Here is a 26,481-nt window from a genome sequence, read left to right as displayed (position 1 = left end):
CGGCACCGGGCCCGTCCGTCGGCCCGGACGATCTCGCCGTCAGGCGGGCGAGTTGCTCCGCCTGGCCTCGAAAGCCTCGATCTGGGGCAGCAGGGAAAGCGTCAGCCCGATCTCATCCTGCCCCGCCAGCAGGCACTCCCGGGCGAAGGCAGGAACGGTGAAAGCGTGCCTGGCCCCGTCCGGCGCCACCAGCTCCTGCCTTTCGAGGTCGATGACCAGCCGCGCGGGTGAGGGGCCGGCCGCCGCATGGCGCAGCGCGTTGACCACCGGCAGGGAAAGGCGCACCGGCAGCAGCCCGTTCTTCAGCGCGTTGCTGAAGAAGATGTCCCCGAAGGTTTCCGCGATGACGGCGCGGATGCCATGCGCCTGCAGCGCGTAGACCGCCCCCTCGCGCGAGGAGCCGACGCCGAAGGCGCGCGCCGCCACCAGGATCGAGGCCTGACGGAAAGGCGCCTGGTTCAGGATGAAGTCCGGCCGCTCGCGTCCCGCCTCGTCGAAGCGAAGGTCGTGAAAGAGATAGCTGCCGTACTGCGCGTCACGCGGGCGGCGCAGGAAGCGCGCGGGGATGATCTGGTCGGTATCGACGTTGGAGGCGTCGAAGGGCGCGGCAAGGCCCTCGATGCAGGTCACGGGCTGGCGGCTCATGCGACATATTCCCGCACATCGACGATGCGCCCCGCCAGCGCCGCGGCGGCGGCCATCGCGGGGCTCATCAGGTGGGTGCGCGCGCCCCGCCCCTGGCGGCCGGGGAAGTTGCGGTTGGAGGTGCTGGCGCAGCGCTCGCCGGAGGCGACCAGGTCGCCGTTCATGCCGACGCACATGCTGCAGCCGGATTCCCGCCACTCGAAGCCGGCCTCGGTGAAGATCCGGTCCAGCCCTTCGGCCTCCGCGGCCTGCTTGATCGGCGTCGAGCCGGGCGAGACCAGCGCCGGGACCCTCGCGCGGCGGCCGCGCAGGATGGCGGCGGCGGCGCGCAGGTCGCTCAGCCGCGAATTCGTGCAGCTGCCGATGAAGACGCGGTCCACCGGCAGGCCCTCCAGCCGGGCGCCGGGGGCGAGGCCCATATAGTCCAGCGCCTGCGCGGCGGCGTGGCGGCGCCCGGCATCGGCCAGCGCCGCGGGATCGGCCGCCGTGCCGCTGACGGGCGCAGCCTGCTCCGGGCTGGTGCCCCAGGTCAGCATCGGCTCCAGCGCCGCCGTGTCCAGCCGTACCTCCCGGTCGAAGGGCGCCGCCGCATCGCTGCGCAGCCCGCGCCAGCGCGCGAGCGCCGCCTCCCAGGCCGCGCCCGATGGTGCGCCGGGCCGGCCGGCAAGCCAGGCGAAGGTTGTGTCGTCCGGCGCCACCAGGCCGCAGCGCGCGCCGGCCTCGATGCTCATGTTGCACAGCGTCAGCCGCCCCTCGACCGACAGCGCCTGCACGGCTTCACCGGCATATTCGATGGCATGACCCTGCGCGCCATTGGCGCCGATCGTCGCGATCATCGCCAGGGCCATGTCCTTGGCGCCGGTGCCGGCGCCAGGCAGGCCATCGAACCAGACGCGCATCTGCGCCGGGCGGCTCTGCCAGAGGCATTGCGTGGCCAGCACATGCGCCACCTCGCTGGCGCCGACGCCGAAGGCGATGGCGCCCAGCGCGCCATGCGTCGAGGTGTGGCTGTCGCCGCAGACCACGGTCATGCCGGGCAGCGTCAGTCCCTGCTCCGGGCCCACCACATGCACAATGCCCTGGCGCGGATCGGTGAGGCCGGCGGCGGCGATGCCATGCGCGGCCATGTTGCGGTCGAAGACCTCGATCAGCCGGCCCATCTCCGGGTCGGGCGGCGCGGCGCGGCCGGCGAGGCGGCCGGGGCGGGTCTGTGCGTAGTGGTCGGCGACGCCGAAGGTCAGGTCCGGCCGGCGCACGCGGCGCCCCTCGGCGGCGAGCGCGTTGAAGGCGTGGAAGCTGCCCTCATGGCAGTAGTGCCGGTCGATGTAGAGCAGGTCGATGCCCTCGGGGCGCGACTGCACGACATGGCTGGTCCAGATCTTCTCGAACAGCGTGCTCGCGCTCATGCGGATTCGTTCCTTGCTTCGTCGCGCCGTACCAGCGGCTTCGCCTCCGGGGCGGCGCGCGCGGTGCCGCCGCCCCGCCGGGTGCCGCGCCGCCGCAGCAGCGGATAGAGCAGCGAGGCGGCCAGCAGCAGCAGGATGACCATCGCGATCGGACGGGTCAGGATGAAGGACGGATCGCCGCCGGAGATCTGGATCGAACGCAGCAGCTCCGCCTCCGCCGCGGGCCCCAGCAGCAGGCCGATGACCACGGCGGCGACGGGATAGCCGTTCTGCCGCATCCAGTAGCCGAGCCCGGCACAGGCCACCATCGTCACTGGCCCGGCCATGGTGCCGGTGATCGAGTAGCAGCCGAGCAGCGCCAGCACGAGCACCGAGGGCACCAGGAAGCGCACGGGGATGCGCACCAGCGCCGCGGCACCGAACAGGAACAGCGTGCCGATGCCGAGCAGCAGCACGACCTGCGCCAGGTTGCCGAGAATGATGGCGTAGACGATATCCTTGTTCTCGGCGATGAAGCGTGGGCCGCCGGTGACGTTGTGCATGGCGAAGGCGCCGAGCATCACCGCCGTGGCGCTGCCGCCGGGAATGCCGAGCGCCAGCAGCGTCGCCATCGAGCCGCCCTCGGAGCTGCTGTTGGCGGATTCCGAGGCGACCACGCCGCGCGGCTCGCCGCGGCCGTAGTGCGCGGGGTCGGCGGCACGGCGCTTGGTCTCGGCATAGGAGAGCAGGTTGGCCACCGCCGCGCCGACGCCGGGAATGGCGCCGACGCCGACGCCGATCAGCGAGCCGCGCAACAGCGTGCCGGGATAGGCGAAGGCCTCACGCAGGCCCCGCAGGATGGCGCCGAACTGCGGGCGGCGATGCGCGGCATCGGCCACCAGGAAGTCGTTGCGCATCAGCCGGAACATCTCGGAGGCGGCGAAGAAGCCGATCAGCGCCGGGATGCGCGGGATGCCGTCGATCAGCGCCAGCATGCCGAGCGTGCCGCGCATGTCGCCGCGCGCGCTCATGCCGATCATGCCGATGACGACGCCCAGGATGCCGGCCAGCAGCCCCTTGGCGAAGGAGCCCTCGTTCAGCACGGCAATCAGCGTCAGGCCCCAGGCGGCGATGGCGAACATCTCCAGCGGCCCGAGCAGCAGCACCGCCTCGGCGATCGGATCCACCAGCAGCAGGAGCAGCACGTAGCCAAGCGCGGCGCCGAAGCAGGAGGCCGCCAGCGCCAGGCCGAGGGCGCGGGAGTGATGCCCCTGCCGCGCCATCGGGTAGCCGTCGAAGGTGGTGGCGACGGCGGCCGAGGTGCCGGGCACGTTCATCAGCACCGCCGGCACCGCGCCGCCGAAGCCTCCCCCGGTGAAGACGGAGGTGAGGAACATGATCGCCGGCAGGAAGTCCATGCTCATGGTCAGCGGCAGGAAGACCGCCATGGCGATCGGCGCCGAGAGCCCGGGGATGGCGCCGAAGACGAGCCCGATCAGCAGCCCCGGCGGCACCACCACCCAGGGCCGCCAGTCCGAGAGCAGGAGGCCGCAGGCCTGGGCGAGCGCGGGAAGGTCGATCATGGCCTAGAGCACGAGCGTGGTGAGCGTGAAGGGCAGGATGGCCTGCAGCCCGAGCACCGCCAGCGCGGTGAAGGGCAGCGCGAAGGCGAGCAGCACCAGCGGCCGCCGCTCGCCCAGCAGCCAGGGGGTGGCGAGCAGGAACAGCAGCACGCCGACGTCGAAGCCCACCTCCTCCATCAGCAGCACCAGTCCGGCCAGCAGCGCCAGCAGCGCCAGCACCGGGCCGAGCGGCGCCGGCTCCGCCGCGTCCGGCTCCGGCCCGCGCCAGGCGCGCACCGCCAGGACCGCACAGGTGACGAAGGCGAGCGCCGCCGCCGGAGCCACCATCACCAGGTTCTCCAGCGTGAAGGAAGCGCGGGCGGCATCCGCAGTGAACCAGGCGACGAAGGCGGCGATGACCAGTGGCAGCGCGACGCGGCCGAGCCGCGCGCGCTGCCCCGCCTCCGCCGCGTGCACCGGCGCGGCCACCGCCTCAGCCCTGCTTCGGGGCATAGGCGGCCAGTGTCTCGAAGGCCTCGTTCGCAACTTTGGCGGAGCGCTCCGGCCCGTACCATTGCCTCGGGATGTCGGCCTTCGCCGCCGCCTCCTGATAGTCCGGGCGTTGCAGCGTGCGTTGATAGGCGGCGAGAAACTGCTTCTGCAGCTCCGGGTGCTGCTTGGAGAAGCTGCTCTGCGCGATCATCGAGACGGCGTAGTTGCTGACCAGCGGCATGGTGAAGCCATACTGGTCCTGCAGCACCTGGTTGATCGGCGGCGCCGGCCAGTCGGGCGAGGGTTCGTCGTCCACCACCGCCAGCGCGCGGACGCGGTCCTGCACGCCCAGGGTGCTCTTGGCGGCGACAATGGTCATGTTGACATGGCCGCCGGCCACCGCCGTGCGCACCGGCGCGCCGCCGTCATAGGTGACGTAGCGCAGCGCGTCGCGCGGCAGGCCGAGCTTGTCCAGCAGGATGAAGTGCTGGATGTAGGCGCCGCTGCCGGCCATCACCGCGCTGGAAATCGTGCCGGGCTTCTCCTTCACCGCGGCGATCAGCTCCGGCAGCGTCTTGTAGGGGCTGTCCTTCGGCACGGCCAGCACGGCGTAGTCGTTCCACTGGATGTTCAGGATGCTGAACTGGTCCCACTTGATCGGCGCGTCGAAGCGCAGGATCGCGTTGGCCAGGAAGGGGATGCACTGCATCACCAGGAAGGCGGAGCCGTCGTTGCGCTGCTGGGTGAACCAGGCGGCGCCGGCGGCGCCGGACGCGCCGGGGCGGTTCACCACGCTGATGCTGGCGCCGCCCAGCTCCTCCGGCATGTACTGCGCCAGGCCGCGCGCCATGGTGTCGGCACTGCCGCCGGCATTGAAGGGCACGACGAACTGGATGCGCCTGGGGCCATCCCAGGCCGGCGTTCCGGCCCGCGCCAGCAACGGCGCCGACAGGCCTGCGGCCGCGGCGGTCAGGACATGGCGGCGCCTGATGGCCATCGCTCTTCCTCCTTTCTGGCCGCTCCGGTGCATGGCCGGGCGGTCGCTTCGTTTCGACGCCGGGCAGCTTCGTACTTGCCATGAATACATGTCAAGCATGGACGGAGTGGTGATCCGTGAAGGGCTATGAATGCTGGGGGAGCGCTGCGGGCTTCCGCTGTGCGGGAACATCCTGTTATGCTGACATGACAAGCAGAGAAGGGGATCCGCCATGCGCCTCGGCCTCGGCCAGTCCAAGCCTCCCACCAGCCGCCTGCGCGAACTGCTGGCCCAGCCGGGGCCGCTCGTGGTGCCGGGCTGCTACAATGCGCTCTCCGCACGGATCCTCGAAGGCGCCGGCTTCCCGGCCCTCTACATGACGGGCTACGGCACCTCGCTGGCGATGCTCGGCCTCCCCGATGCCGGGCTGGCGACGCTGACCGAGATGGCGCTCAACGCGAAGTTCATTGCCGCCGCCACCGGCTTGCCGCTGATCGCCGACGCCGATACCGGCCACGGCAACGCGCTGAACGTCATCCGCACGGTGGAGGAGTTCATCCGCGCCGGCGCGGCCGGCATCCATCTGGAGGATCAGGTGGCGCCGAAGCGCTGCGGCCATGTCGCCGGGCGCGAGGTGATCCCGCGCGCCGAGGCCGCCCGCAAGATCGCCGCCGCCGCCGATGCCCGCGCGAAGCTGGACCCCGACTTCGTCATCATCGCCCGCACCGACGCGCGTGGCGCGCATGACGGCTCGCTCGACGAGGCGATCGACCGCGCCAATGCCTATCTCGATGCCGGCGCCGACCTCGCCTTCGTCGAGGGGCCGGCCAGCCTTGCGGAGGTCGAGGCGGTGTGCGCGCGCGTGAAGGGGCCGGTGTTCTATAACATGACCGGCATCTCGCCGCGGCTGACCGAGGCGGAGATGGCCTCCCTCGGCATCGCCGTGTGCATCCTGCCGAGCTTCACGCTGCGCGCCACGGTCATGGCCGTGCATGACGCGGCGGTGGCGCTGCGCGAGCAGGGCACGGCCGCGCAGCGGGCGCTGGACGAGCGCCTGGCGAAGCACCCGCTCGGCAACCTGCACGACTTCGCCGGATTTGGCCGGGTGCGCGCGCTGGAGGCATGCTATCTCCCCGCCGAAGCCATGACGAAGTACGAGAATGCCCTGGGGCACCAGCCGCAAGCCGCCGACTGACCGGCGCGCAGCATGGAGGGAGAGGTGAGCCGCCGCAGCCTCTCCGCCGCGGCCTCGCAGGACGAGGATGCGCGACTCGCGGCGCTGTTCGCCGGCGCGCGGATCGATCCCGGTTCGGCCAGCCCGCGTTTCCTGCAGGTCTGTCTGGTGATTCGCGAGCGGATCCAGGGCAAGCAGCTCCGGCACGGCGAGCGGCTGCCGAGCGAGGCCGAGATCGTCGCCTGGTTCGGCGTCTCGCGCATCACCGCCCGGCGCGCGGTGGCGGAACTCGTGGGAATGGGGCTGGCCGAGCGGCAGCGTGGCCGCCCACCCACCGTCAACTTCCAGAGCACGCGCCAGCGGGGTGCCATCGAGGACCTTCTGCAGAACCTGCTGGTCCTGGGCGAGCGCACCGCCGTGCGGGTGATCGAGTTCGAGTATGTCCCCGCCTCGCCGGCAATTGCCGCCGCGCTGGAGGTGCCGCAGGGCGAGCAGGTTCAGCATGTCCTGCGGATGCGGCTGGACGACGGCGAGCCGCTGAGCCTCATCGAGACCTTCGTGCCCGCCGATCTCGGCCGCTGCTACGAGCGCGCGGACATGGAGGCGCTGTCGCTGCAGGCGCTGTTCCGGCGTCTCGGCGTGCAGGTGGCGCGGGCGGAGCAGAGCTTCACCGCCTGCCTGGCGCTGGGACGCGAGGCCAGGCTGCTGGGGGTGGAGGCTGGTGCGGCCCTCTTCCGCGTCACGCGGACCGTCTATGATCAGAGCGGCCGGCCCGTCGAGCATGTGACATCGCTCTACCGCAGCGACCGCTATGAGTATCAGATGTCGCTGGTGCGGGCCGAGGGAACCTGGAAGCGCGCGTAAGCCGGCAGGACCTGCGGCCGCCATCGCCCGGCATCGTGCCGGATGCCTGACGGAACAGAATCGTGAGCGGGATAATAATCCTTGGGCGGCGTATATATCTGCTGCCGGATGGCCTTGACATGGCAGTGACGCGAACAGGTTAACATTGCTCACCGCTCGGCGCTGGAGTAAGGCCTGCGGGCTTGCTGGGTGAGAAAGGCGCGAATGTTGAAGCATCGCGGCATGAACGGCGGCGCCTCACGCTCTTGTGCGGCAGTCGTTCTGCATCTACCGGATCCTGAGATCCTTGGCCGCCTGGCTGCTGGGCTCCGCAGGCACCGCCTGATCGCCGTCGCCAACGGCCCTCTCGCGCCCGCCGCGCGTGCGGTGCTGACAGGGCTCGACCTGCGGTTGATTGAGAACCAGGCCAATCTGGGACTCGCCGCGGGCCTGAATGCCGCTACCCGGGCAGCCGCGGAGGAGGGTTTCGACCATGTCCTCCTCCTCGACCAGGACAGCGAGCCGCCGCCGGGCCTGATCGAAGCCCTGACGGCCCGCGCCGATGCGCTGGCGAGCGCGGGCAGGCCCGCGGCCGTCGTCGCGCCCCGCCTCCTGCCGCCGGACGAAGGGAACTACCGCCCGATCCGCTATGCCTGGCGCGGGCGGGCGCAGGCGGATGAACTCGCCGCCGTCGACTTCGCCCCCACCTCGGGCTCGCTGACGAGCCTTGCTGCCTATGCCGAGATCGGCCCCTTCCGCGAGGATTTCTTCATTGCGGGGATCGACATCGAATGGGGCTTCAGGGCCTGGGACCGGGGCTGGGGCTCCTATGTGGCAACTGACCTCACGATGCTTCATCGCTGGGGGGAGGCGGCCTCGCCCGAGGAGGCGGCGACGCCCCAGATCCTGCGCCACGCTCCGGTGCGCAACTACTATTACACGCGCAACCTCGTGGCGACGGCCCGGCTGCCTTATGTGCCGGCGCTCTGGCGGGCACGTTCCTTCATGAGCCTCGCGGTGCAGATCGGCCTTCTCGCGCTCCGAGGGGCGCCAAGCTCGTTGCGGCCGGTCCGTGCGGGCCTGCGCGACGGCGTCCGGGGCCGGATGGGGCCCGCGCCGGCGGGCCTGGTCTGAGGCCTCCTCCGAGGCGCCCGCAGCGCCTGCGCGCACGGAAGGGTGCGCTCAGAGGCTCCATTCACGCGGGCGGAGGCCGGCGATCTTCTCCTCTGCCCTGGCCGGGACGGCAATCCCCAGCGACCTTACCAGGGCGATGAAAAGCCCGCCAACCCGCTCCAGCGAGTAGCGGTCGCGCATCACCGCGCGCCCGCCGCTGGAGAGACGTGCCCAAAGCGCCGCATCCTCATGCGCCCGCACGATCGCCGCGGCGATCTCGTCGGCGTCGCGCCCCAGCAGGATGTTCTGCCCGTCGGCGAGCCCCATTCCCTCCGAGGCGATCGGCGTTGCCACGCAGGGGACGCCGGCCGCCAGGCTCATGGCGACCTTGCCCTTGATGCCTGCTCCGAAGCGCAGCGGGGCAACCGTCAGCCGGGCCCGGGAGAGGAGGGGATGCAGATCCTGCACGAACCCTCGCATGGCGACGCCCGCGCCGGGATCATCGAGTTGCCGGACCTTCGGCGGCGCGTTGCTGCCGACAATCTCCAGCCTGGCGCCCGGCAGGACGCGCCGCACCTTCGGCCAGATCGCGCCGACCAGCCACTCGGCGGCGTCGATATTGGGCGCATGCAGAAAGCCGCCGACGAACAGGACGCCCCTCCGCTCCTCGAAGCCGGGACCGTCGCTCGACAGGCCGCGGGCGAAGGGGATGACATGGACCGCCGACCCCGGCAGAAGCTCCGAGAGCAGCCGCCCCTCCTCGTCGCTGAGCACGATCGTGGCATCGGCCTCGGCCATGCAGCGCAACTCGTCGTGACGGCGCTGCAAGGCAGTCTGCGCCTTCTCCAGGGAGCCTTCGAGGGCCGCTTCCCGCTCCTCGCGCAGGAAGTGGAGATCGACGGTGTTGAAGACGACGCGCGCGTTCGGGGCGCAGCGCCGGACATGCGCCAGCAGGCGCCCCGCGACATGGATGCGGTTCAGCAGGATCAGGTCGAAGTCGTTCGCCGTCTCTTGGAGCAGTTGCTCGGGCGAGGTGCCGGCCTCGCCGACAAGATACTGCACACCCGCCTTGCGGAGTGCGTCAGCGTAGGGTGCATCGCTCGGGCGCTCCATCACCGGCATGAAGGCGGTATCGTAGCCCATTGCCTGGAAGAGGCAGAGCTGGTTCCACAGATCAAGCGAGCCGGAGTCCTGATCGGGTGTCGGCACCATCCAGTCGATGAAGAGGACGCGTGGCCGTTCGTTTGAGCGGCGGACCGGTGGTGCGGCAGCCGGGATCAAGGCGGCGCGCAGGCGGCGCCGCAGGCCCGCGGTCGCCGAGCCGACCTTCCGAACGGGCTTGGTGAGGCGCCAGGAGGTCGAGGCGCGAATCTCCTCGATCTGCCGGGCGCGCTCGTCGATCAGCGCCTGCATCTGCTGGGTTTCGCGCTGGAGGTCCGCGATGGCGGTCCGCGCCTGGGCGAGTTCCCCCTGCAGGCGGGCGCGCTCGCTGATCAGCGCCTGCATCTGCTGGGTTTCGCGCTGGAGATCCGCGATGGCGGCACGCGCCTGGGCGAGTTCCCCCTGCAGGCGGGCGCGCTCGCTGATCAGCGCCTGCATCTGCTGGGTTTCGCGCTGGAGGTCCGCGATGGCGGCGCGCGCCTGGGCGAGTTCCCCCGCAATGCGCGCACGATCCTGGGCGCCGCTCTGCAACTCCCCGTTCAGCCGCTCGATCTCGGTGTCCCGCACCATGACCTCGCGCCCAAGCGCGACGGCGTGCTTTTCCGTCTGCGCAAGCCAGGAGCCGTCGTCGAGCGCGCTGGCGGAAACGGGAGGCAGGGGTGCGTCGGAGGCGAGGGCGATGAGATAGTGGGCTTTCGGATTGCCCAGGGCCTGGCGATAGGTGCGGCCGTCCGTGGAGGCGAGGAGCTCAAGCGGAGCAGGCGCCCCTCCTTCCGGCCCGATCAGCGAGCCGACGAGGGAATCCTGCTCGAGGATCGTGACCTGGGCGAAGCGGCCGCCGATCAGATCCTTGAACTCGGCGCGGTCGAGTTCGCGCAGATGGAACTCGTTCTCATGACCGTCCGCCTCCGTGTAGATCGTCCTGTCAGGCGAGGAGATGATCAGCAGGCCACCTGGACGCAGCGCGCGGCGTATGCCCTGGAGGAAGCCGTCGTGATCGACGAGGTGCTCGATCGTTTCAAAGCTGACGACAACGTCGAACGCGTTCTGCTCGACGAGGCGGGCGGCGTCACCTTGCCGGAAGGAGACATGGTCCGCGCCATAGTTGCGCTCGGCAAAGGCAACCGTCCCGGGATCGAGATCGACACCCCGCACGCTGCGGGCGACCGTTCCGAGCAGGGCGGAGCCATAGCCTTCGCCGCAGGCGACGTCGAGCACGTCGCGGCCGGCGCAGAAGCGCGCGGCGAAGAGGTAGCGGTGATGATGCTGATGCCGGATGGGGCCGGAGATATCCGAGGTGTAGCGCTCGCCGGTGAAGGGGAGCTGCTCGGACGGCTCGGGAAAGGCCAGCTCTTCAGAGAACCGAGGGGAGGAAGTCACGTCCGCCATTTCCTTACCTCAGGTGGCTCAGGAAGGCGCGCGTCGCCGCGCTGCGCAACGTCGCGTCGTAGAAGGCCGGCGCGGAAGGCAGGCCGGCGCGGGCGCACTGCAGCAGGCTGACGAGGGTGCTGAGGCCCTTGCTTTCGAGTGCTGTGACGAACGGCCCGACACCGTCGGGCTGCATCCCCCCGAGGATCCGCGGGCCGGCCTCGAACAGTGCATTGGCCCAGACGGCGGCGATCTCCAGGCGGATCTTGTCGAGGCTCTCGCCGATCGTGTTGCGCGGATGCACGCGGTATTGGATGTGCGTGATGCCGCGATCGATCGCGACGCGTCCGCGGCTGAAGCAGGTCATCAGGAAGTCGAGGTCGTGGCAGTAGCGCAGGTCGCGGAAGCCGCCCACGGTTCGCCAGAACGCGCGGGAGAACACCATGTTGGAGGTGGTGGCGACCCAGTTCTCGTGCAGCAACGACAGTTGCGGCAGGCCATGCGCATCACGGAAGGCGAGCGCCCGGCGCATCCAGTCGGCGGCGACGCCGGTCTCCTGCAGCTTGCCCTTGTCGTCGATGATCTGGGCTTCACCGACGATCAGATCGACCGCCGGATCGGCCGCCGCGAGCGCGCGGCAGCGGGCGAGCTTGCCGGGCGCGAACAGGTCGTCCGAGTTGAGCACGGCGACGTAGTCGCCACCCGCCATCCCGACCAGCTTGTTGATGGTGGCGTGGGCGCCGATATTCTCATGGCCCAGCGCGCGTGCGTTCGGCCGCCCCGCCAGGACCTTCTGCGCGCGGGCGAGGCCGTCGTCGGAGGAGCCGTCATCGAGCACGATGATCTCGTCGGCGGGCGAGGCCTGGCGCAGCACGCTGTCGAGCGCGGACTCGATGTAGCTCGCGTGGTTGTAGAGCGGGATGACGACGGAGATCTGCGTCATTACTGGATGTCCGTGTCGAAGAGAGGGAAATATTTCGTTCTGTACCGCAGGTCCCGTGTCCGCTCCCTGATGGGGCGGGCCGGATTGCCGGCGACGATGACATAGGGCGCTACGTCGCGGGTGACGACTGCGCCGGCCCCCACCACCGCACCTTCGCCAATCTTCACGCCCGGGGAGATGATCGCGCGCGCGCCGATCCAGGCATGGTCGCCGATCTCCACCGGGCCTTCGATGCAGACGAAATCCGGGTTCTGCGGATCATGGGTGAGGGTCTGGATCAGCGTATAATGGGAGACGTTGACGTTGTTGCCGATCCTGAGCGGCACACGGCCGTCCAGGTAGCAGAAGCGGTTGATGACGGTGTTCGAGCCGATCTGGATACCGTAGCCGGTGACGAAGCAGCCCGAGCAGATGCTGGAGTCGGTGCCGATCCGCACGTTGCAGAAACGGCGCAGGTAGGCGTGCCGCACGCGATAGGGCATCCAGTTCATGAAGAAGTGGTTGCCCAGCCAGAAGGCCAGCGCCGGCTTGTAGCGGTAGCGCGCGTCATGGATGAGGCGGCGCAGGCGGCCCCTGGCGCGGGCGGCCAGGGAGGGCGGCGCGGGCGGGGGCGGCGCTGGCGCGGGCGGCGCGGCGGCCAGTTCGTCCATGATCTCGCGATAGCGCGTGAGGACACTCTCGAAGCTGTGCCGCTCATGCAGCTTGGCGCGCCCGCGCAGGCCGGCCTGCCGCCACTGATCACGCTCGGCGGCGAAGCGCAACATGGCATCGGCCAGCGGCTGGGCCAAGCGATAGTCCTGCGGCGCATAGGCCAGCCGGTCCAGCTCGGCGGAGTCCAGCCTGAGGAAATCCGGGTACTCGGTCGGCAGAAGGATGCCGATGTCGTCCTTCTCGATGACCTCGCCCGCACCGCCCGTGTCGGTGAGGATCATGGGCTTGGCGTAGTGCATCGCCTCGTTCATGGCGATGCTCCAGCCCTCGATGAAGGAGGGAAGCAGGAAGGCATCGCTCACCCCCATCGGGTCGGCGATATCCTCGAAATAGCCGGGCATCAGGATGTGCCGGTCAAGGCCCTCGCGCTTCAGATAGGTCTTCAGCTGCTCGACATGGGGGGCGAAGATCTCGTTGCCGACGCAGAGCACGCGGACATCCTGCCGGACGGCCAGGACGCGCTTCATTGCCGCGGCCATCAGGTAATGGCCCTTGTGCAGGTTGTAGGAGGCGGGGTTGAGGAAGACGTAGTCGCCCTCGCCGATCCCGAGCTGCGCGCGTGTGAGGGTACCCTGCCTGTCGAGCGGATATTTGGAGAAGTCGAGCCCGTTGGCGACGACCACGACCTTCTCGGGGGCGATGCCGAGACTGGCCTGCGCGTACTCCGCCGCCTTGCGGGAGACGGCGATGTATTTGGAGACGTAGTGGTCCCCGGCGCGGAAGGCGGCGCGGGCCTCTTCCGGCAGGAAGGCATAGACGTTGTGGATGAAGCAGATGATCGGCACGCCACGCGCGGCCAGGTAGGGATAGCCGGCATCCGAGAAATGCGCCTGGGCGACCGTCGGGCGGAATTCCTCGATCAGCGCCGGATAGGCCTCGTGGACGCGGTCGGCGGGCAGGCGGCGCACCTCGACGCCAGCCGCCTGCGCCTCGCGGGCCAGGCTGCCCAGCGGGCCGCAGGTCACGATCAGCGGCTCGTAGCCATGCTTCTTCAGGCCGATGGCGACATCCAGGACGACCTTCTGGAGGCCTCCTTTGTCAAAGGAGGGGAGTTCGATCAGAACGCGGCCGGCCATCGCCACCTAATACCTGTGCGGACGGCCGCCTCCGCCGCTACCGTCGGATCGGCCTAGGAGGGGCGTTTCTTAGGGGATTTCCGCTGGATGTGCCAGCCGGGTCAGCGGGGGCGGAGACGGCGCCCTGAGAGTGAGCGCGCCTCGTAGCCCGCCGCCAGCCCGGACAGGACGAAGCATCGCTCGACCGCATGGTGCAGGGTGCCGTCGAGCTGGCCCGCCTCGGCCTCGAAATCCTCCGTCCGCAGGCCGAGGCGCTTCAGGGGCTCCAGGGCGACTGGACGAAACCAGAACATCGAGCCCTCGAAGAAGCCGACTTGTGCCGGTGCGCCCATGCGCCGACACAACGCCTCCACCCTGGGGCGGTTCGCCATCCAGTAGAGGGGGCGGGTGCGGAAATAGGAGCCGAGGCCGACGAAGCCGACGGCCGGATCCCGGAAATGCGCCAGCACGCGGGCGACGTTGCCACGCGAGCCCGCGAGGCCGACGAAAAAGATGCGCCGCCGCAGGTCGCCATGGCGAAGATGCGGGCTCTTCTTGCCGTGGATCTTCAACACTGCGTCAAAGCGATCCAGCCGCCCCTCCGTGAGGAGCTTCACGAAGGGCGCGATGTCGCGCCCCCGGTTCTCCACGGCGTGGACCTCCACGTCCGGCCGCCCCCGCACCTCCTGCCGGAGGCGCGCGGCCTGTTCGGGCGGGGCGGTGATCAGGAGGGTGGAGCCGCTGGGCAGGGCGGCCAGCGCCGTCAGCGCCTCGCACAGAAGCTCGGGGTAGTAGAGATGCGCCACGATGGCCGCCCGGCTGGCGGCCGGCGGTGCGAGCCGCCGCAGCCGCCAGGCGCGCAACTGCTGGGCTGGCGCCGAGAGAAAGGCCGCTCCGAGGGCCATCTCCGCCGCACGCTGCGCCATGATGGCGGGGCGGCGCACGAACCTCCTGAGCAGGCTGGCCCGCGGGGTGGCAGAGGATGAGGGCTGGGTCACAGAGCCTGGATCGGGCGGCGTTCGGGCGGTCAGATTGCCCAGCCTAGTCTATCCTGCCCCGTAGCCCGGATCAACCGTGCGGCCGGTGCAGGCTTGACCATGCCATGGCTCGTTCATTAATGACCCCTCGGTCGCGGCGCTGGGATTTCGTCCGACCACATCTAGAGAGGTCGTCTTCTCTTGCTCCAACAGGCATCTGCGCATGACGTGGCGTCCGGGCTGCGCACGATCATTGCGTCGCGTCGGCTGATCTGGACCTTGACCAAGCGAGAGGTTGCGGCGCGCTACCGCGGATCGGCCCTCGGTCTCGTCTGGCTCGTGCTGCTGCCCCTGCTCAACCTCATGGCCTTCACCTTCGTGTTCCGCACGGTGCTGAAAGCACGATGGGCGGGGTTGGCGATGGAGGAGGGCATCGGCGCCTTCTCCGTCTACATGTTCGCCGGCCTGACGATCTTCACCATCTTCGCAGAGGTGATGACGCGCTCGCCGGGGCTTGTGCTTGAGAATCCGTCCTACATCAAGCGCGTCGTCTTCCCGCTCGAGATCATGCCGATCGTCGCGCTGCTCACGGCGCTGGTCAATGCGGGCGGGTCCATGGTGATCTGGCTCGTGTTCTACATCGTCACCTTCGGCGTGCCGCATCCGGAGGCATTGCTCCTGCCGATCGCGCTGGCGCCGATGTGCCTCGTCATTCTGGGGCTGAGCTGGTTCGTGAGCGCTGTCGGCGTCTATCTGCGGGACCTGCGCCAGTTCGTCGCGCCCGTGGTGACGGCGCTGCAGTTCCTCTCTCCCGTGTTCTACCCGCTCGCGGCGGTGCCGGAAGGCGTGCGCTGGATCTTCAATATCAATCCCCTGACGGTTCCGCTCGAGCAGGCGCGCAGCCTGCTGTTCCAGGGCGAGGTTCCGAGCCTCGGCTCGATCGCCTTCGCCATGTCCGTCGGCGGGCTGGCGGCGGTCCTGGGGCTGTGGTGGTTCCAGAAGACCCGGAAAGGATTCGCTGATGTCGTCTGACGTCGTCATCCGGGGCACGGGGATCAGCAAGGTCTACAATATTTTCCGGAAGCCGGAGGACCGGCTCAAGCAGATGATCTTTCGGCGGAGGAAGTTCTTCGACGAGTACTGGGCGCTGAAGGATGTCAGTCTCGAGATCCGGCGCGGCGAGACGGTGGCCCTGGTCGGCCGCAACGGCTCCGGCAAGTCGACACTGCTGCAGATCATCACCGGAACCCTGCTGCCCACCACCGGGAGCATGGAGATCGAAGGCCGCGTGGGCGCCCTACTGGAACTCGGGGCTGGCTTCAACCCCGAGTTCACCGGCCGCGAGAATGTCTACATGTCCGCCCAGATCCTGGGGCTCGCGCGGCAGGAGGTGGATGCGCGCTTCGACACCATCGCCGCCTTCGCCGATATCGGCGACTTCATCGACCAGCCGGTGAAGCTCTATTCGAGCGGCATGTATGCGCGGCTCGCCTTCTCGGTCATGGCGCATGTCGATACCGACATCCTGATCGTGGACGAGATCCTCGCGGTCGGCGATGCCGCTTTCACCCAGAAATGCATGCGCTTCATCCGCAAATTCAAGGAAACCGGCACGCTCCTGTTCGTTTCGCATGACGTCGGCGCTGTCCTCAGCCTCTGCGACACCGCGGTCTGGATGGACGCCGGCATGGTGCGCGCCCATGGCCCGGCCCGCGAGATCTGCGAGGCCTACCAGGCCGATGTGGAAGGGGCCAAGGGACACGAGAACGACTTCCGCATCGGTGGATCGCGCAAGGCCCCCGACGGCCCGCGGACCTTCCCGCGCGACCACCGGGAGGAGGCCCTCAAGGAGCTGGGCCTGCAGGGCAAGGGCGAGGTCTTCGCCTTCGACCCGGATGCGCCCTGGTACGGGCAGCGCGGCGCCACGATCGAGGGGGTGCAGCTCCTCGACGCGGACGGTGCGCCGCTGACCTCCTTCGAGGGGGGCGAGGATATCCGCCTCGAGATCCGCTGCCGCGCCGAGCGCGCGGTCGACCGGCCGATCGTCGGTTTCAACGTCAAGGACCGGCTCGGGCAGAGCCTGTTCGGCGACAATACCTTCCTCACCTACCGGGACACCCGGTTGTCACTCTCGCCCGGAGACGTGCTGACCGCTGCTTTCGACTTCCGCATGCCCTATCTGGCCGGTGGCGACTATTCGCTCTCCGTCGCGGTCGCCTCGGGCACGCAGGATGATCACGTCCAGCACCATTGGGTCGATGACGCGATGTTCTTCAAGGTGACGAAAGTTTCGTCCAAGGGCCTGATGGGGATCCCGATGCGCGACATCCGGATGTCGGTCTCCCAGGGCGCGGACTCGTCACCCAAGAAGGCGCTGTGAGGCGGAGCTCCGTTACGGGGCTGCCTGTGCATCGGGCCGGTCGAGAGGTCTTGCCCAGCCGCGCAACCGGCTGAGGCTCCTGCGCTTCGCGGGCCTCGCGCCGCACGGCCCGGTGCCGGGCTGCCGCGGCCCTCAGTTGACGACCGCAATCTGCTGCGGATCGAGTTCAAGCCAGACCTGCTCGCCGACCTCATGCACCTGCAGCGGTGGTGCGGTGACGCGCAGCTGCAAACCACTCTCCTGCGGACGGACCACATAGTCCCAGGATTCCCCGAGATATGTGCGTTGCGCCACGGTGGCCGGCAGCAACGGCCGCCCGTCCCGCAGCTGTGGCTGGCTGCGGTACAGGGACATGGCCTGGGGCCGCACCGAAAGCAGAATGGGGCGCGCGGCCTCGGGAACCTCCTGGCCGAGCTGGGCAGCGCGAAGCGTGAAGCCATCCAGCCCGATCTCGCCATTGGCGAGGCGGCCTTCCAGCAGGTTGGTGCGGCCGATGAAGGCCGCGACGAAGCGCGTGCGGGGCTGGGTGTAGATCAGGTGCGGCGCGTCCACCTGCTCGATGCGGCCGGCACTCATCACCGCGATCCGGTCGGCGGTGGCCATCGCCTCCGCCTGGTCATGGGTGACATAGACGGTGGTGATGCGGAACTCGTCATGCAGGCGGCGGATCTCGAAGCGCATCTCCTCCCGCAGGTTGGCGTCGAGGTTGGAGAGCGGCTCGTCCAGCAGCAGCACCGCGGGCTTGACGACAATGGCACGCGCCAGCGCCACGCGCTGTTGCTGACCGCCGGACAGCTCGGCGGGATAGCGGTCGGCGAGATGGCCCATCTGCACCACCTCAAGGATTTCGCTGGTGCGCATGCGGACCTGGGCGGCAGGGAGCTTCTGCAGCTTCAGCCCGAAGGCGACATTCTCGGCCACCGTCATGTTCGGCCAGATGGCATAGCTCTGGAAGATCATCGACATGCGGCGGCGCTCCGGAGGCAGCACCGCGCTCGGCATGGAAAGCACCTCACCATCCATGCTGATGCTGCCCGCCGTCGGTTCGATGAAGCCGGCGATCATGCGCAGCGTTGTCGTCTTGCCACAGCCGGAGGGGCCGAGCAGACAGACGAACTCTCCCTCCTGCAGCGTCAGATCGACATCATCCACCACCCGGAGCGGCCCATAGGCCTTGCTGAGGCCCTTCAGCGTCAGACGGGGCATGGTCTCAACTCCTCCGCAGCATGAAATCACGGCCGGCCAGCTTCATGCCGACGGCGACCAGGATCAGGGTGATGGCCAGCAGCAACCCGCCGAAGGCGGCCAGAACCTCGAAATTGCCGGCCTCGCTGAGGTCGTAGAGCAGCACGGACATGGTGCGGGTGCGCGGCCCGACCAGAAAGACCGCCGCCGAAAGCTCCCGTGAGGCGACGATGAAGACGATCAGCCAGCCGCCGATCAGGCTGCGGATGATCAGCGGCGCGGTGATGCGCCGGACAGTCAGCAGCCGCCCGCCGCCCAGGATGCGGGCTGCCTCCTCCATCTCCGGATGCACGGCGCGCACGGCGGCGGCGGAATTGGCGAAGGCGATCGGCAGGAAGCGCGCGGTGAAGGCGAGGATGATGATCAGCGCCGTGCCGTAGAGCGCGACCGGTGGCGCGGCGTAGGCGGCATAGAAGCCGATGGCCATGATGATGCCGGGGATGACGAAGGGGGCCATGGCCAGGAAGCCCAGCGCCGAGCCGAAGGGTACCAGCTTGCGCGCGACGATGTAGGCGATCAGCACGGCGATCACGACGGCCGCCGTCGCCGCCGCCGCGGAGAACCACAGCGTGTTCCAGATCGAGGTCAGCGCCATCTCGTGCCGGAACAGCAGATAGGTGTAGTTGCCCAGCGTAAGGTTGTCCCAGGCCAGGCCACGCCCCCAGGCCTTGGCGAAGGAGGCCTGCAGCAGCACGACGAGCGGCATCAGCACCGCCAGCAGGCCGACGAAGCCGCAATAGGCCAGGACCGCCCAGCGCCAGTGGCCAAGCTTGATCGGGCGCCGCTCGCCGCCCTTGCCGGTCTGCGAGACGAAGCCCTTGCGCGCCAGCAGCAGCTTCTGCACGGCGATCATGCCGATGGTGATCAGCAGCAGCGGCATGGCATAGGCCGCGGCCACCTCGACGCGCACCGGATACTCGAAGAACTGCCAGAGCTGCGTGGTGACGACGTTGATGCGCGCCGGGATGCCGATGATGGCGGGTGTGCCGAACAGTGCCACGGTCTCCAGGAAAACCACGATGATGCCGCCGAGCACGGCGGGCCAGACCAGTGGCAGGGTCACCTTGCGTGTCGTCGTCCAGGTGCCGGCGCCCAGGATATTGGCGGCATCCTCCATTTCCGAGGAGATCAGGTCCAGCGCGGACTTCACGAAGATGAAGATCAGCGGAAAGGAATGCAGCGAGATGACCAGCGCCAGGCCGAAGAAGCTGTAGACGTTCACCAGCGGGGTCTGCAGGCCGGTCAGCCACATCCAGGACTGGTTGATGAAGCCGGAGTTCGGGCCCGCCAGAAGGATCCATCCGACCGCGCCGAGATAGGGCGGCATGATGAAGGCCCCCATCACCATTGCCCAGGTGAGGCCCTTGCCCGGCATGTCCGTGCGCGAGACGGCCCAGGCCAGCGGAACGGCGAAGACCACCGCCAGCAGGGAGGAGAGCGCGCCCAGCATCAGCGAATTGCCGAGCGCCTCCAGGTAGCGCACCCGGCCATAGGCGGTGGCGTAGTTGGAGAGGGTGAAGGCGCCCGTTCCCTGCTGCTCAAAGCTGACGATCAACAGCTTGCCGATCGGCACGGCCACGAGGAACAGCAGCGCCGCGACCAGCAGGACCCAGAGCAGGTTGGATGGTTCGAGATAGCGCAGGCGGCGCAGCAGCCCCGGCCGCCGCGCTCCTTCCGCGGCGGATTTCGGCAGGATCGCGGCGGTTTCGTTCATGCGGGCGTGGCTCCCTCGCGATGTGGGGGCTCGGTCATACGCCGAAGGTGTCGCGCCAGAGTTCCTTCACCTCCTGGCCGTCGCGCTCGAGTTCGTCCGGATCGGCGGTGATCATCGTCACCTCGTCGAGCGGGCGGGAACCCGGCGGCGGCGGCACCTCGGGGCGCAGCGACTCACTGAAGAAGGGACGCGTGATCTCGTAGTAGGTCGGGCTGGTCATGAACTCCATGAACAGCTTCGCCGCGTTCGGGTGCGGCGCGTTCTTCAGCGCGCCGCTCGGCGCGGGCACCATCAGCGTGCCGTCGGTGGGATAGATCAGCGTGATCGGATTACCGCGCGAGATCGAGAGCAAAGTGGTGGCGGAGGGAAGCGCGGCGGCGATGCTCCGCTCGCCGGCGTTCAGCATGGTCACGGGATCTGCGCTGGAACGGCCGATCTGCGGCTGGTTCTTCTCCAGCGCCTTGAAGTAGTCCCAGCCATAGAGCTTGCGCATGGCCAGGCACCAGGAGGTGATGGCGCCGCTATAGCCGGGATGGCCGACGGCGATCTTGCCGCGCCATTTCGGGTCCAGCAGATCCTTCCAGCTCTTCGGCGCATCGGCTTCCGACACCTGGTCGCTCCGCCGCCCCATCAGGAACAGGCCGAGATAGGTGACCTGGAAATACCCGTCCGGATCCGCCGCCTGCTGCGCCGCCTTGATCAGCCCCGCCGCGTTCTTCGGCTTGTAGGGCATCAGCTTCTCGTTCTGCTTCAGGAAAGCCAGGTGGCTGTGGTCGGTGGAGCTGAACACGTCGCACTGCGCGACGCCGGCGCGTATGTCCTGCGACAGGCGCTGGAAGGCGACTTGCGAAGTGCTCCGCACGACATTGACGGTGATGCCAGGGAAGCGCTCGGTGAAGCCGCGCCCGATGGCCTGCGAGGGTTCTGCCTGATACTGGCCGGTGTACCAGGTAACCTGCCCCTCCCGCTTCGCCGCCTCGTAAAGCTCCTTCTCATGTGGCCGCATTTCCGCCGCACGCGCGATGCCGAAGCGCGCCGCCGCGCCTCCGGCGGCCAGTCCGAACAGCAGGCGTCTGTTGATCATCACCATCTCCGTCTCCTCCATCTGCGGCGCGGGGTGGCGGCTCTGGCGGCCGCGCTTGCCCCATGCTGGCGGTGTGCCGGCTCAGCGGCCGGCGAAGACCGGGGCCCGCTTCTCCATGAAGGCGCGACGGCCCTCGGCATAGTCGGCGCTGTCGAAGCAGGCGCGATTCAGCCGCTCCACCAGCGCCGGGTCGCGGGCGGCCGGATCGCCGGCGATCTGGTCGATGGCCAGCTTCGAAGCTTCGACCGAAAGCGGCGCGTTGCGCGCGATCTCGAGCGCGAGCGCCGTGACGACCTCCTCGAGCTGCTCCGGCGGCACCACGCGGTTCACCAGCCGGCAGGCCAGAGCCTCGGTGGCGTCGAGCTGCCGCCCGGTGAAGAGGATTTCCTTGGCGAGGGCAGGGCCTGTCAGCGCCACAAGGCGCGCCAGGCTCTCCTGGCCATAGGCGATGCCGAGCCGCGCGGCCGGGATGCCGAAGCGGCTGTCAGCGGAGGCGATGCGCAGATCGGCCATCAGCGCGACAGCGTAGCCGCCGCCGATGCAGAAGCCCTCGATCATGGCGATCAAGGGTTTGCGCAGGGATTCCAGCTTGCGGCGCGCGGCGCTGCTGCGCCGGCTGTACGCCTCCTGTGCCGCGGCATCGGCGCGGACGCGGTCGAATTCGCTGATGTCCGCCCCGGAAGCGAAGGCCTTCCCGCCGACGCCATGCATCACCACGACGCGCACCGTGTCATCGGCGGCGAAATCCTCCGCCGCGGCGGCGATGGCGTCCCACATGGCCAGCGAGATGGCGTTGCGTTTTTCCGGTTGATTGATGGTCAGCCAGCCGATGCCGTCTTGCTTGCGGGTCAGGATTTTCGTGGTGGCGCCAGGGGAGGCGGAAATGTCCATGACGGGCCGGCTCCTGCTGCAATGCGAGATTCGGTCAAGCACGTCAGGAGAAGCCACGCCCCGCGCGGCCGTTGCGCCGTGCAGCACGTCATCAGGCTTTGCGTGCGGCGGCTTGTTTCGTGCCTTCCACGCAGCGGATCGTTTCTCTCCTCGTAATGAGCTTGTCACCGGCCATGTGGAATGTAAACAATAAACACCTCGCCACCTGGAGATGGCTCGACCATGCAGCGGCGCCAGAGCATCCGCCCGGAAGGCCTTTCGCCCGTGGCGGACACCGTGGCCGAACTGCGCCAGCGCCTTGCCCGGCGGGAGTCGCTTGGCCGCAGCGTGCAGGCGGCGCTTGAGCAGATGATCGAGAGCGGGACGCTGGAGCCAGGCGCACGGCTGAATGAAATGGAACTGGCCGCGCAGCTCGGCGTCAGCCGAGGTCCGGTGCGGGAAGCGGCGCGCGCCTTGGAGCGGACGGGGCTCGTCACGGTCATTCTCAACCGCGGCGCCTTCGTGCGGAGCCTCGATATCGAGGAGGTTCTGCAGACCTATGACATGAATGCCGTGCTGTTCGGCCATGCCGCGGCGCTGCTCGCGCGCGTGATCGCGCCGCCACAGGCCGCGGAGCTGCAGGCGATCGTGGAACGCATGGACGAGGCCGTCGCAGCGGGCGAACTCGAAGCCTTCTTCACCGCGAACGTGCTGTTCCACCGGCAGATTGTCGAATTCTGCGGCAACCGGCCGTTGCGCGACGTCTATCTCGACCATACCCGCAAGCTTCTGCTGCTGCGCCGCCGCTCCTTCGATGCCGCCGGCAACATGCGCGCTTCGAACAGCGAGCACCGCCGGCTGCTGGCGGCAATCCTGTCCGGCCGGGCCGAGCAGGCACGGCAGCATGCCGAGGCGCATACGCGCGCGGGGCGCGCCCGCTACCTCACTGCCATCGCGCACGGCAACGCGGCGGCGGACGAACACATCATGCCGGAGGGGAGGACATCTCATGCTGACGGTTGACAGGATCGGGGTCGATATCGGCCGTCGCTTGCGGCTGGAGGATGCCATCGACTGGGCGGCGGAGAACCAGGTCCGCTACATCGACATCCAGCTCGATACCGGCCCGAACAGGGTGGACAGCTTCGACGATGCGCGTGCGACGGCGATCCGCAAGCAGGCGGAGCGGCAAGGCGTGGTGCTCGGGCTGCACACACTCTCGGCAGTCAATGTCGCGGAGTATTCGCCCTTCCTCTCGGACGCGGTGGATGCCTACCTGCGCGCCTATATCGAGCTGGCGCCGAAGCTCGGGGCCGAGTGGATCGTGGTGCATGCGGGATACCACTTCACGGCCGACGTGAAGCCGCGCATGGAGGCAGGGCTGGCGCGGCTGCAGCGGATGGTTGCGCATGCGGAGAAGCATGGTGCGCTGCTGCTGCTGGAGAATCTGAACAAGGAACCGGCGGATGCCGAGGTCCACTACCTCGCGCATACGATCGAGGAATGGCGCTACTACTACGACCGCATCCACTCGCCGGCCTTTGCGCTCTCCTTCACCGCCAACCATGCGCATCTGATGCCGGATGGTGTGGAGGGTTTCGTCGAGGCCATTCCGCTGGGCCGGGTGGCCGAGGTGCGGCTGGCCGACTGCTTCCGCAACGGGCATGAGCAGCACCTCCTGCCTGGCCAGGGGAATTTCGATTTCGGCGCCATGTTCGCGTTGCTGGAGCGCAAAGGCTTCAAAGGTCATTACATGAACGCCTTCGGCACGCTGGCGGACATGCAGAAGGCGCGGCATGACATGATGGGCATGGCGCAGGAGGCCGGGGCCGCGGCCTCCTGAGGCTTTCCCTGCGCAAGGCGGGGCCATCCTCCCCTCGTGAAGGTTCACCAGGGCCAGTGCTCATGGGCGAGGTCATGCAGGCGCGGAGCCACTGCGGCCCGGCGCATGAGAGGCGAGGCGTGCTGTCCGATCGGAATCATTCCCGCCTTCCACGGCGCCTGCTTCCGCCATCCCTGGCGCCGGCCAGGGATTCACGCCCTGCTGGAGCCAGGCCAGCGTGCCCTTCCAGAAGCTGTCCTCGAAGCGTGCGTGAAAGAGGGCGAAGTGGCCGATCGCCGGCAGGCCGAAATCACTTGGCGTCAGCATGGCTTCCTGGTGCGGGGCATTGCGGTAGTAGCGGAGGCCGCGGCGGATCGCCGGCTCCGTTCCCAGCGGATCGTCCCGGACGATGACGGCCAGGATGGGCGCGGTCACTGCCGCGAAGCGGGCGAGGAGCGCGGCGCGCTGCGGCGGCGGCAGGTTGTGCTCCATGCGCGCGCGGCGGAAGCTCCATTCGTTCGCCACTCCGGCCGGCAGGTCCTCCAGCCAGCCGAGGCGCCGGCCGGGAAAATAGCCGCAGACTGCCGTCACCACGGGCATCGCGACATGCCATTTGAGGAAGAGGCTAGGCCGCTGCGCCGGTGCATAGTCGCGCCAGTAGGCATATTGTGCGCCCACGGTCAGGATGCGGTGGATGGCCGGCGCGCTGGCGGCGAGACCCGGCAGGAAGCCGCCGATGCTGTGCCCCACCACCTGCAGCGGCAGGTCCGGTCGCGCCTGCCGCATGAAGCGCAGCGCCGCGTCGAAATCCAGCGTGCCCCATTCATGCCAGCGATAGCCGCAGCCGCGGAGCCGCGTCGGGCGGGAGGCACCGATGCCACGGTAGTCATAGGTCAGCACATCGAAGCCCTGCGCGGCCAGGAAACGCGCATAGCGGTGGTAGTAGCGCGCCAGCACGCCGGTGGCGGCATTCACCACCACCACGCCGCGCGACGGCCCGCGCGCCGGCCAGACATGGCCGCCGAGCCGCACCCCGTCGGCGCAGGGGATGCGGACAGCCTCCTCATCCGGCATCGGCGAGGCGCTCCGCCACGGTCCGCCGATAGGCGAAACGGCCTCCGGCGGTGGCGGCGCGGGCCGTGGCCGCCCAGGCCTCCTCGGCTGCCCGGGCGAGGGCCTGGCTGAGCCTCGCCCGCGGCATCCCGGCCGTCCGCAGGGTCGCCTGGCTCCGATCGGGAGAGCAGGGGGCCATCGGCACGCTCACCGGCCGCCTGGCGGCGGTGCGCCTGGCCTGGCCGCGCATCAATAGGGCCTCCCGTCCTTGTGGCAGAAGCGCCAGGCGCCATCCTCGCGCACCGCCGTCAGGTCATCGGCGGGGTAGAAGACCTCGTCGCCCTCCGCGCGGTCGCCGATCTCCAGGTAGCGCACCGGAGCGGCCGAGCGGTTCTCCAGATGATGTGCCGCGCCGCCGGCCGGAAAGCCGGCGCAATCGCCCGGGCGCAGCACGGTCTCCCCCCCTGCGCCAGTGACGAGCACCGGCTCGCCCTCCAGCACGAAGATGAACTCGTCCTGCCGGCTGTGCGCGTGGTGCAGCGCGGAGCAGGCACCGGGCTGCAACTCCGTCAGGTTCACGCCGAAGCTGCGCAGGCCGAAGGCGTCGCCCAGCGGGCGCTTGATGCGGCCCGCCATGCGGGCGGCGAAGACGGGCGGGTAACTCGAAGGCCGCGCGCGTGGCGCGACCGCCATCGCGGTGAGGGAAATGGGGTGGTCCATGGCGATCCTCCGTTGCTGACCCCGTTCACAGCCCGCCCGTCACCCGGAGCACCGCCCCGGTGGCGTAGGCCGCGGCGCCGGAGACGAGCCAGGCCACCGCCTCGGCGATCTCCTCCGGCTCGCCGATCCGTCCCATCGGCACGCGCGGTGCGATGCGGGCGGGGCGACCGGGATCCCCGGCCAGGGCGTGGATGCCGGTGTTCACCGTGCCCGGCGCCACGGCGTTCACACGGATACCCTGCGCCGCCACCTCCCGCGCCAGCCCCAGGGTGAAGGCCTCCACCGCCGCCTTGCTGGCCGCGTAATGCACGTATTCGCCGGGGCTGCCGGTCTGCGCCGCGACGGAGGAAAGGTTGACGATCGAGCGCCCCTCGCCCTCCGCCGTCGCGAAGCAGCGCAGGGCCGCCTGGGCGCAGAGCATGGTGCCGATCAGGTTCACCTCGGCGACACGGCGCATCCAGGCGGGGTCGAGATCCCGGAAGGCGCCGAGCGGGCCGGTGATGCCGGCATTGTTCACCAGCGCCTGCAGCGGCCCGAAGCGCTCCTCCGCCGTGGCGAAGAAGCGCCCCACCGACTCCTCGCGCGTCACGTCCAGCGGCAGGGCGAGCGCCGTGCCGCCTGCCTGGGCGATGCCGGCGAGCACGGGCCCGGCTTCCTCCGCCTGCCGGCAGCCGATGGCGATCCGGTAGCCCTCCTGCGCCAGGCGGCGCGCGATGGCGGCGCCGATGCCGCGGCTTCCGCCGGTGACGATGACGAGGCGCGATGGCGGCATGGCCGGTCTCCTCTCACGGTCAGAAGGCTGGTGCCGTCTGCCGGCACGATGAAGGGAAATTTCCCGACGCGCGGCATCGGGCGGTGGTCGGCAGCGGCTCCATCGGCGTGCCTCCCCCCGCGCTCAGACCTGCCACCACCATTTCTGCGCCTCCCATTGGGCCGCCTGCCGGTCCATGCCGATGTCGCGCAGCAGCCGCGCGTCCATCTCCGTCAGGCGGCAACGTTCACGATGACGCCTCAGCATACGCCGGGTGTCCAGCAGGAGGGTGGCGGCGCCCCGCCACAGGCGGCGGCCCGGGAGAGTGGACGTGAAGGACGGGAAGCCGTGCAGAGGTTCCGACATGCGGCTGATCCTGTGGGAGAGGGCGGGCGCGCGGCAGACCAGGGCCGACCCGCCCGGCATGGAAGGGCGTC

The 26,481-nt window shown here is 69.3% G+C and carries 25 protein-coding genes; 7 read left to right on the top strand and 18 right to left on the bottom strand.

The window, feature by feature from the left end; genetic code table 11:
* Nucleotides 1–39 precede the first annotated feature (39 nt).
* Genes leuD through QMO56_RS20880 form a run of 5 tightly spaced genes read right to left on the bottom strand, consistent with a single transcriptional unit; the run spans nucleotide 40 to nucleotide 5,081 of the window.
* Nucleotides 40–645, bottom strand: a complete 606-nt coding sequence (leuD, locus tag QMO56_RS20900) for a 3-isopropylmalate dehydratase small subunit (protein ID WP_283529004.1) — start codon at nucleotides 643–645, stop codon at nucleotides 40–42.
* Entirely contained in the window at nucleotides 642–2,051 is a 1,410-nt protein-coding gene (leuC, locus tag QMO56_RS20895; RefSeq protein ID WP_283529002.1) for a 3-isopropylmalate dehydratase large subunit, read from the bottom strand. The genes leuD and leuC overlap by 4 nt, the downstream gene beginning before the upstream one ends.
* Nucleotides 2,048–3,613: a tripartite tricarboxylate transporter permease gene (locus QMO56_RS20890; protein WP_283529000.1), complete on the bottom strand. Its 1,566-nt coding sequence runs from the start codon at nucleotides 3,611–3,613 to the stop codon at nucleotides 2,048–2,050. The genes leuC and QMO56_RS20890 overlap by 4 nt, the downstream gene beginning before the upstream one ends.
* A 3-nt stretch (nucleotides 3,614–3,616) precedes the next feature.
* The gene (locus tag QMO56_RS20885) at nucleotides 3,617–4,081 is read right to left on the bottom strand and encodes a hypothetical protein (protein ID WP_283528998.1); all 465 of its coding nucleotides are present in this window, start codon (nucleotides 4,079–4,081) and stop codon (nucleotides 3,617–3,619) included.
* A gap of 4 nt (nucleotides 4,082–4,085) precedes the next feature.
* On the bottom strand, nucleotides 4,086–5,081 hold the full coding sequence (locus QMO56_RS20880) for a tripartite tricarboxylate transporter substrate binding protein (RefSeq protein WP_283528996.1): 996 nt from the start codon (nucleotides 5,079–5,081) through the stop codon (nucleotides 4,086–4,088).
* Between the two features lie 211 nt (nucleotides 5,082–5,292).
* On the opposite strand from QMO56_RS20880, the gene QMO56_RS20875 reads away from it, so the two are divergent.
* The 3 genes from QMO56_RS20875 (at nucleotide 5,293) to QMO56_RS20865 (ending at nucleotide 8,211) form a co-directional block, all read left to right on the top strand.
* Complete coding sequence (locus tag QMO56_RS20875) at nucleotides 5,293–6,255, top strand: oxaloacetate decarboxylase (RefSeq protein ID WP_283528994.1); 963 nt, start codon at nucleotides 5,293–5,295, stop codon at nucleotides 6,253–6,255.
* Between the two features lie 24 nt (nucleotides 6,256–6,279).
* Entirely contained in the window at nucleotides 6,280–7,098 is an 819-nt protein-coding gene (locus tag QMO56_RS20870) for a GntR family transcriptional regulator (protein WP_283528991.1), read from the top strand.
* A 204-nt stretch (nucleotides 7,099–7,302) separates the two neighbouring features.
* Nucleotides 7,303–8,211 (top strand): glycosyltransferase, encoded by a 909-nt coding sequence (locus QMO56_RS20865; protein ID WP_283528989.1) that lies wholly within the window; start codon nucleotides 7,303–7,305, stop codon nucleotides 8,209–8,211.
* A gap of 48 nt (nucleotides 8,212–8,259) precedes the next feature.
* Here QMO56_RS20865 and QMO56_RS20860 read toward each other — a convergent pair whose 3' ends face one another.
* The 4 genes from QMO56_RS20860 to QMO56_RS20845 form a co-directional block, all read right to left on the bottom strand.
* Complete coding sequence (locus QMO56_RS20860) at nucleotides 8,260–10,731, bottom strand: glycosyltransferase (protein ID WP_283528987.1); 2,472 nt, start codon at nucleotides 10,729–10,731, stop codon at nucleotides 8,260–8,262.
* Between the two features lie 13 nt (nucleotides 10,732–10,744).
* A complete protein-coding gene (locus tag QMO56_RS20855) occupies nucleotides 10,745–11,662 on the bottom strand; it encodes a glycosyltransferase (protein ID WP_283528986.1) in 918 nt (305 codons plus the stop codon).
* Nucleotides 11,662–13,449 carry a glycosyltransferase gene (locus QMO56_RS20850; RefSeq protein ID WP_283528984.1) on the bottom strand — a complete coding sequence of 596 codons (1,788 nt, stop codon included), beginning with the start codon at nucleotides 13,447–13,449 and terminating at the stop codon, nucleotides 11,662–11,664. The genes QMO56_RS20855 and QMO56_RS20850 overlap by 1 nt, the downstream gene beginning before the upstream one ends.
* 101 nt (nucleotides 13,450–13,550) lie before the next feature.
* Nucleotides 13,551–14,372, bottom strand: coding sequence for a rhamnan synthesis F family protein (locus QMO56_RS20845; protein ID WP_283528982.1), 822 nt, complete (start codon nucleotides 14,370–14,372; stop codon nucleotides 13,551–13,553).
* A gap of 261 nt (nucleotides 14,373–14,633) precedes the next feature.
* Between QMO56_RS20845 and QMO56_RS20840 the strand changes: the two genes are divergently transcribed.
* Both QMO56_RS20840 and QMO56_RS20835 read left to right on the top strand, forming a co-directional pair.
* The gene (locus QMO56_RS20840; protein WP_283528980.1) at nucleotides 14,634–15,437 is read left to right on the top strand and encodes an ABC transporter permease; all 804 of its coding nucleotides are present in this window, start codon (nucleotides 14,634–14,636) and stop codon (nucleotides 15,435–15,437) included.
* Nucleotides 15,427–16,785, top strand: a complete 1,359-nt coding sequence (locus QMO56_RS20835; RefSeq protein ID WP_283528978.1) for an ABC transporter ATP-binding protein — start codon at nucleotides 15,427–15,429, stop codon at nucleotides 16,783–16,785. The genes QMO56_RS20840 and QMO56_RS20835 overlap by 11 nt, the downstream gene beginning before the upstream one ends.
* A gap of 132 nt (nucleotides 16,786–16,917) precedes the next feature.
* Here the strand turns inward: QMO56_RS20835 and QMO56_RS20830 are convergent, their stop codons facing one another.
* The 4 genes from QMO56_RS20830 to QMO56_RS20815 form a co-directional block, all read right to left on the bottom strand.
* Nucleotides 16,918–17,991, bottom strand: coding sequence for an ABC transporter ATP-binding protein (locus tag QMO56_RS20830; protein ID WP_283528976.1), 1,074 nt, complete (start codon nucleotides 17,989–17,991; stop codon nucleotides 16,918–16,920).
* A gap of 4 nt (nucleotides 17,992–17,995) precedes the next feature.
* Complete coding sequence (locus QMO56_RS20825) at nucleotides 17,996–19,744, bottom strand: iron ABC transporter permease (protein WP_283528974.1); 1,749 nt, start codon at nucleotides 19,742–19,744, stop codon at nucleotides 17,996–17,998.
* 34 nt (nucleotides 19,745–19,778) lie between these two features.
* Complete coding sequence (locus QMO56_RS20820) at nucleotides 19,779–20,828, bottom strand: ABC transporter substrate-binding protein (RefSeq protein ID WP_283528972.1); 1,050 nt, start codon at nucleotides 20,826–20,828, stop codon at nucleotides 19,779–19,781.
* An 81-nt stretch (nucleotides 20,829–20,909) separates the two neighbouring features.
* A complete protein-coding gene (locus QMO56_RS20815; protein WP_283528970.1) occupies nucleotides 20,910–21,719 on the bottom strand; it encodes an enoyl-CoA hydratase in 810 nt (269 codons plus the stop codon).
* 222 nt (nucleotides 21,720–21,941) lie between these two features.
* On the opposite strand from QMO56_RS20815, the gene QMO56_RS20810 reads away from it, so the two are divergent.
* Both QMO56_RS20810 and QMO56_RS20805 read left to right on the top strand, forming a co-directional pair.
* Nucleotides 21,942–22,721 carry a GntR family transcriptional regulator gene (locus tag QMO56_RS20810; RefSeq protein WP_283528969.1) on the top strand — a complete coding sequence of 260 codons (780 nt, stop codon included), beginning with the start codon at nucleotides 21,942–21,944 and terminating at the stop codon, nucleotides 22,719–22,721.
* Nucleotides 22,708–23,541, top strand: coding sequence for a sugar phosphate isomerase/epimerase (locus QMO56_RS20805; RefSeq protein ID WP_283528967.1), 834 nt, complete (start codon nucleotides 22,708–22,710; stop codon nucleotides 23,539–23,541). The genes QMO56_RS20810 and QMO56_RS20805 overlap by 14 nt, the downstream gene beginning before the upstream one ends.
* Before the next feature lie 72 nt (nucleotides 23,542–23,613).
* Here the strand turns inward: QMO56_RS20805 and QMO56_RS20800 are convergent, their stop codons facing one another.
* From QMO56_RS20800 to QMO56_RS20780, 5 genes are all read right to left on the bottom strand, one after another.
* Nucleotides 23,614–24,594 carry an alpha/beta fold hydrolase gene (locus QMO56_RS20800; RefSeq protein ID WP_283528965.1) on the bottom strand — a complete coding sequence of 327 codons (981 nt, stop codon included), beginning with the start codon at nucleotides 24,592–24,594 and terminating at the stop codon, nucleotides 23,614–23,616.
* On the bottom strand, nucleotides 24,584–24,721 hold the full coding sequence (locus QMO56_RS20795) for a hypothetical protein (protein ID WP_283528963.1): 138 nt from the start codon (nucleotides 24,719–24,721) through the stop codon (nucleotides 24,584–24,586). The genes QMO56_RS20800 and QMO56_RS20795 overlap by 11 nt, the downstream gene beginning before the upstream one ends.
* Before the next feature lie 101 nt (nucleotides 24,722–24,822).
* The gene (locus QMO56_RS20790; RefSeq protein ID WP_283528961.1) at nucleotides 24,823–25,293 is read right to left on the bottom strand and encodes a cupin domain-containing protein; all 471 of its coding nucleotides are present in this window, start codon (nucleotides 25,291–25,293) and stop codon (nucleotides 24,823–24,825) included.
* A gap of 25 nt (nucleotides 25,294–25,318) precedes the next feature.
* On the bottom strand, nucleotides 25,319–26,065 hold the full coding sequence (locus QMO56_RS20785) for an SDR family NAD(P)-dependent oxidoreductase (RefSeq protein ID WP_283528960.1): 747 nt from the start codon (nucleotides 26,063–26,065) through the stop codon (nucleotides 25,319–25,321).
* Nucleotides 26,066–26,188: 123 nt separating this feature from the next.
* Entirely contained in the window at nucleotides 26,189–26,410 is a 222-nt protein-coding gene (locus QMO56_RS20780) for a hypothetical protein (protein WP_283528958.1), read from the bottom strand.
* Nucleotides 26,411–26,481: the final 71 nt, after the last annotated feature.

It is taken from the genome of Roseomonas sp. E05, from assembly GCF_030063475.1.
Lineage (GTDB): Bacteria > Pseudomonadota > Alphaproteobacteria > Acetobacterales > Acetobacteraceae > Pseudoroseomonas.
The sequence above is the reverse complement of the archived record's forward strand: the minus strand, read 5'-3'. Positions and strand labels throughout refer to the sequence as shown.

What these genes read in the sequence shown, in the direction of transcription:
- QMO56_RS20875 (WP_283528994.1), top strand. Translation starts at nt 5,293, where the DNA reads ATGCGCCTCGGCCTCGGCCAGTCCAAGCCTCCCACCAGCCGCCTGCGC.
- QMO56_RS20850 (WP_283528984.1), bottom strand. Translation starts at nt 13,449, where the DNA reads ATGGCCGGCCGCGTTCTGATCGAACTCCCCTCCTTTGACAAAGGAGGC.
- leuC (WP_283529002.1), bottom strand. Translation starts at nt 2,051, where the DNA reads ATGAGCGCGAGCACGCTGTTCGAGAAGATCTGGACCAGCCATGTCGTG.
- QMO56_RS20780 (WP_283528958.1), bottom strand. Translation starts at nt 26,410, where the DNA reads ATGTCGGAACCTCTGCACGGCTTCCCGTCCTTCACGTCCACTCTCCCG.
- QMO56_RS20790 (WP_283528961.1), bottom strand. Translation starts at nt 25,293, where the DNA reads ATGGACCACCCCATTTCCCTCACCGCGATGGCGGTCGCGCCACGCGCG.
- QMO56_RS20820 (WP_283528972.1), bottom strand. Translation starts at nt 20,828, where the DNA reads ATGATCAACAGACGCCTGCTGTTCGGACTGGCCGCCGGAGGCGCGGCG.
- QMO56_RS20830 (WP_283528976.1), bottom strand. Translation starts at nt 17,991, where the DNA reads ATGCCCCGTCTGACGCTGAAGGGCCTCAGCAAGGCCTATGGGCCGCTC.
- QMO56_RS20800 (WP_283528965.1), bottom strand. Translation starts at nt 24,594, where the DNA reads ATGCCGGATGAGGAGGCTGTCCGCATCCCCTGCGCCGACGGGGTGCGG.
- QMO56_RS20890 (WP_283529000.1), bottom strand. Translation starts at nt 3,613, where the DNA reads ATGATCGACCTTCCCGCGCTCGCCCAGGCCTGCGGCCTCCTGCTCTCG.
- QMO56_RS20865 (WP_283528989.1), top strand. Translation starts at nt 7,303, where the DNA reads ATGTTGAAGCATCGCGGCATGAACGGCGGCGCCTCACGCTCTTGTGCG.
- leuD (WP_283529004.1), bottom strand. Translation starts at nt 645, where the DNA reads ATGAGCCGCCAGCCCGTGACCTGCATCGAGGGCCTTGCCGCGCCCTTC.
- QMO56_RS20835 (WP_283528978.1), top strand. Translation starts at nt 15,427, where the DNA reads ATGTCGTCTGACGTCGTCATCCGGGGCACGGGGATCAGCAAGGTCTAC.
- QMO56_RS20810 (WP_283528969.1), top strand. Translation starts at nt 21,942, where the DNA reads ATGCAGCGGCGCCAGAGCATCCGCCCGGAAGGCCTTTCGCCCGTGGCG.
- QMO56_RS20815 (WP_283528970.1), bottom strand. Translation starts at nt 21,719, where the DNA reads ATGGACATTTCCGCCTCCCCTGGCGCCACCACGAAAATCCTGACCCGC.
- QMO56_RS20785 (WP_283528960.1), bottom strand. Translation starts at nt 26,065, where the DNA reads ATGCCGCCATCGCGCCTCGTCATCGTCACCGGCGGAAGCCGCGGCATC.
- QMO56_RS20795 (WP_283528963.1), bottom strand. Translation starts at nt 24,721, where the DNA reads ATGCCGCGGGCGAGGCTCAGCCAGGCCCTCGCCCGGGCAGCCGAGGAG.
- QMO56_RS20825 (WP_283528974.1), bottom strand. Translation starts at nt 19,744, where the DNA reads ATGAACGAAACCGCCGCGATCCTGCCGAAATCCGCCGCGGAAGGAGCG.
- QMO56_RS20855 (WP_283528986.1), bottom strand. Translation starts at nt 11,662, where the DNA reads ATGACGCAGATCTCCGTCGTCATCCCGCTCTACAACCACGCGAGCTAC.
- QMO56_RS20805 (WP_283528967.1), top strand. Translation starts at nt 22,708, where the DNA reads ATGCTGACGGTTGACAGGATCGGGGTCGATATCGGCCGTCGCTTGCGG.
- QMO56_RS20880 (WP_283528996.1), bottom strand. Translation starts at nt 5,081, where the DNA reads ATGGCCATCAGGCGCCGCCATGTCCTGACCGCCGCGGCCGCAGGCCTG.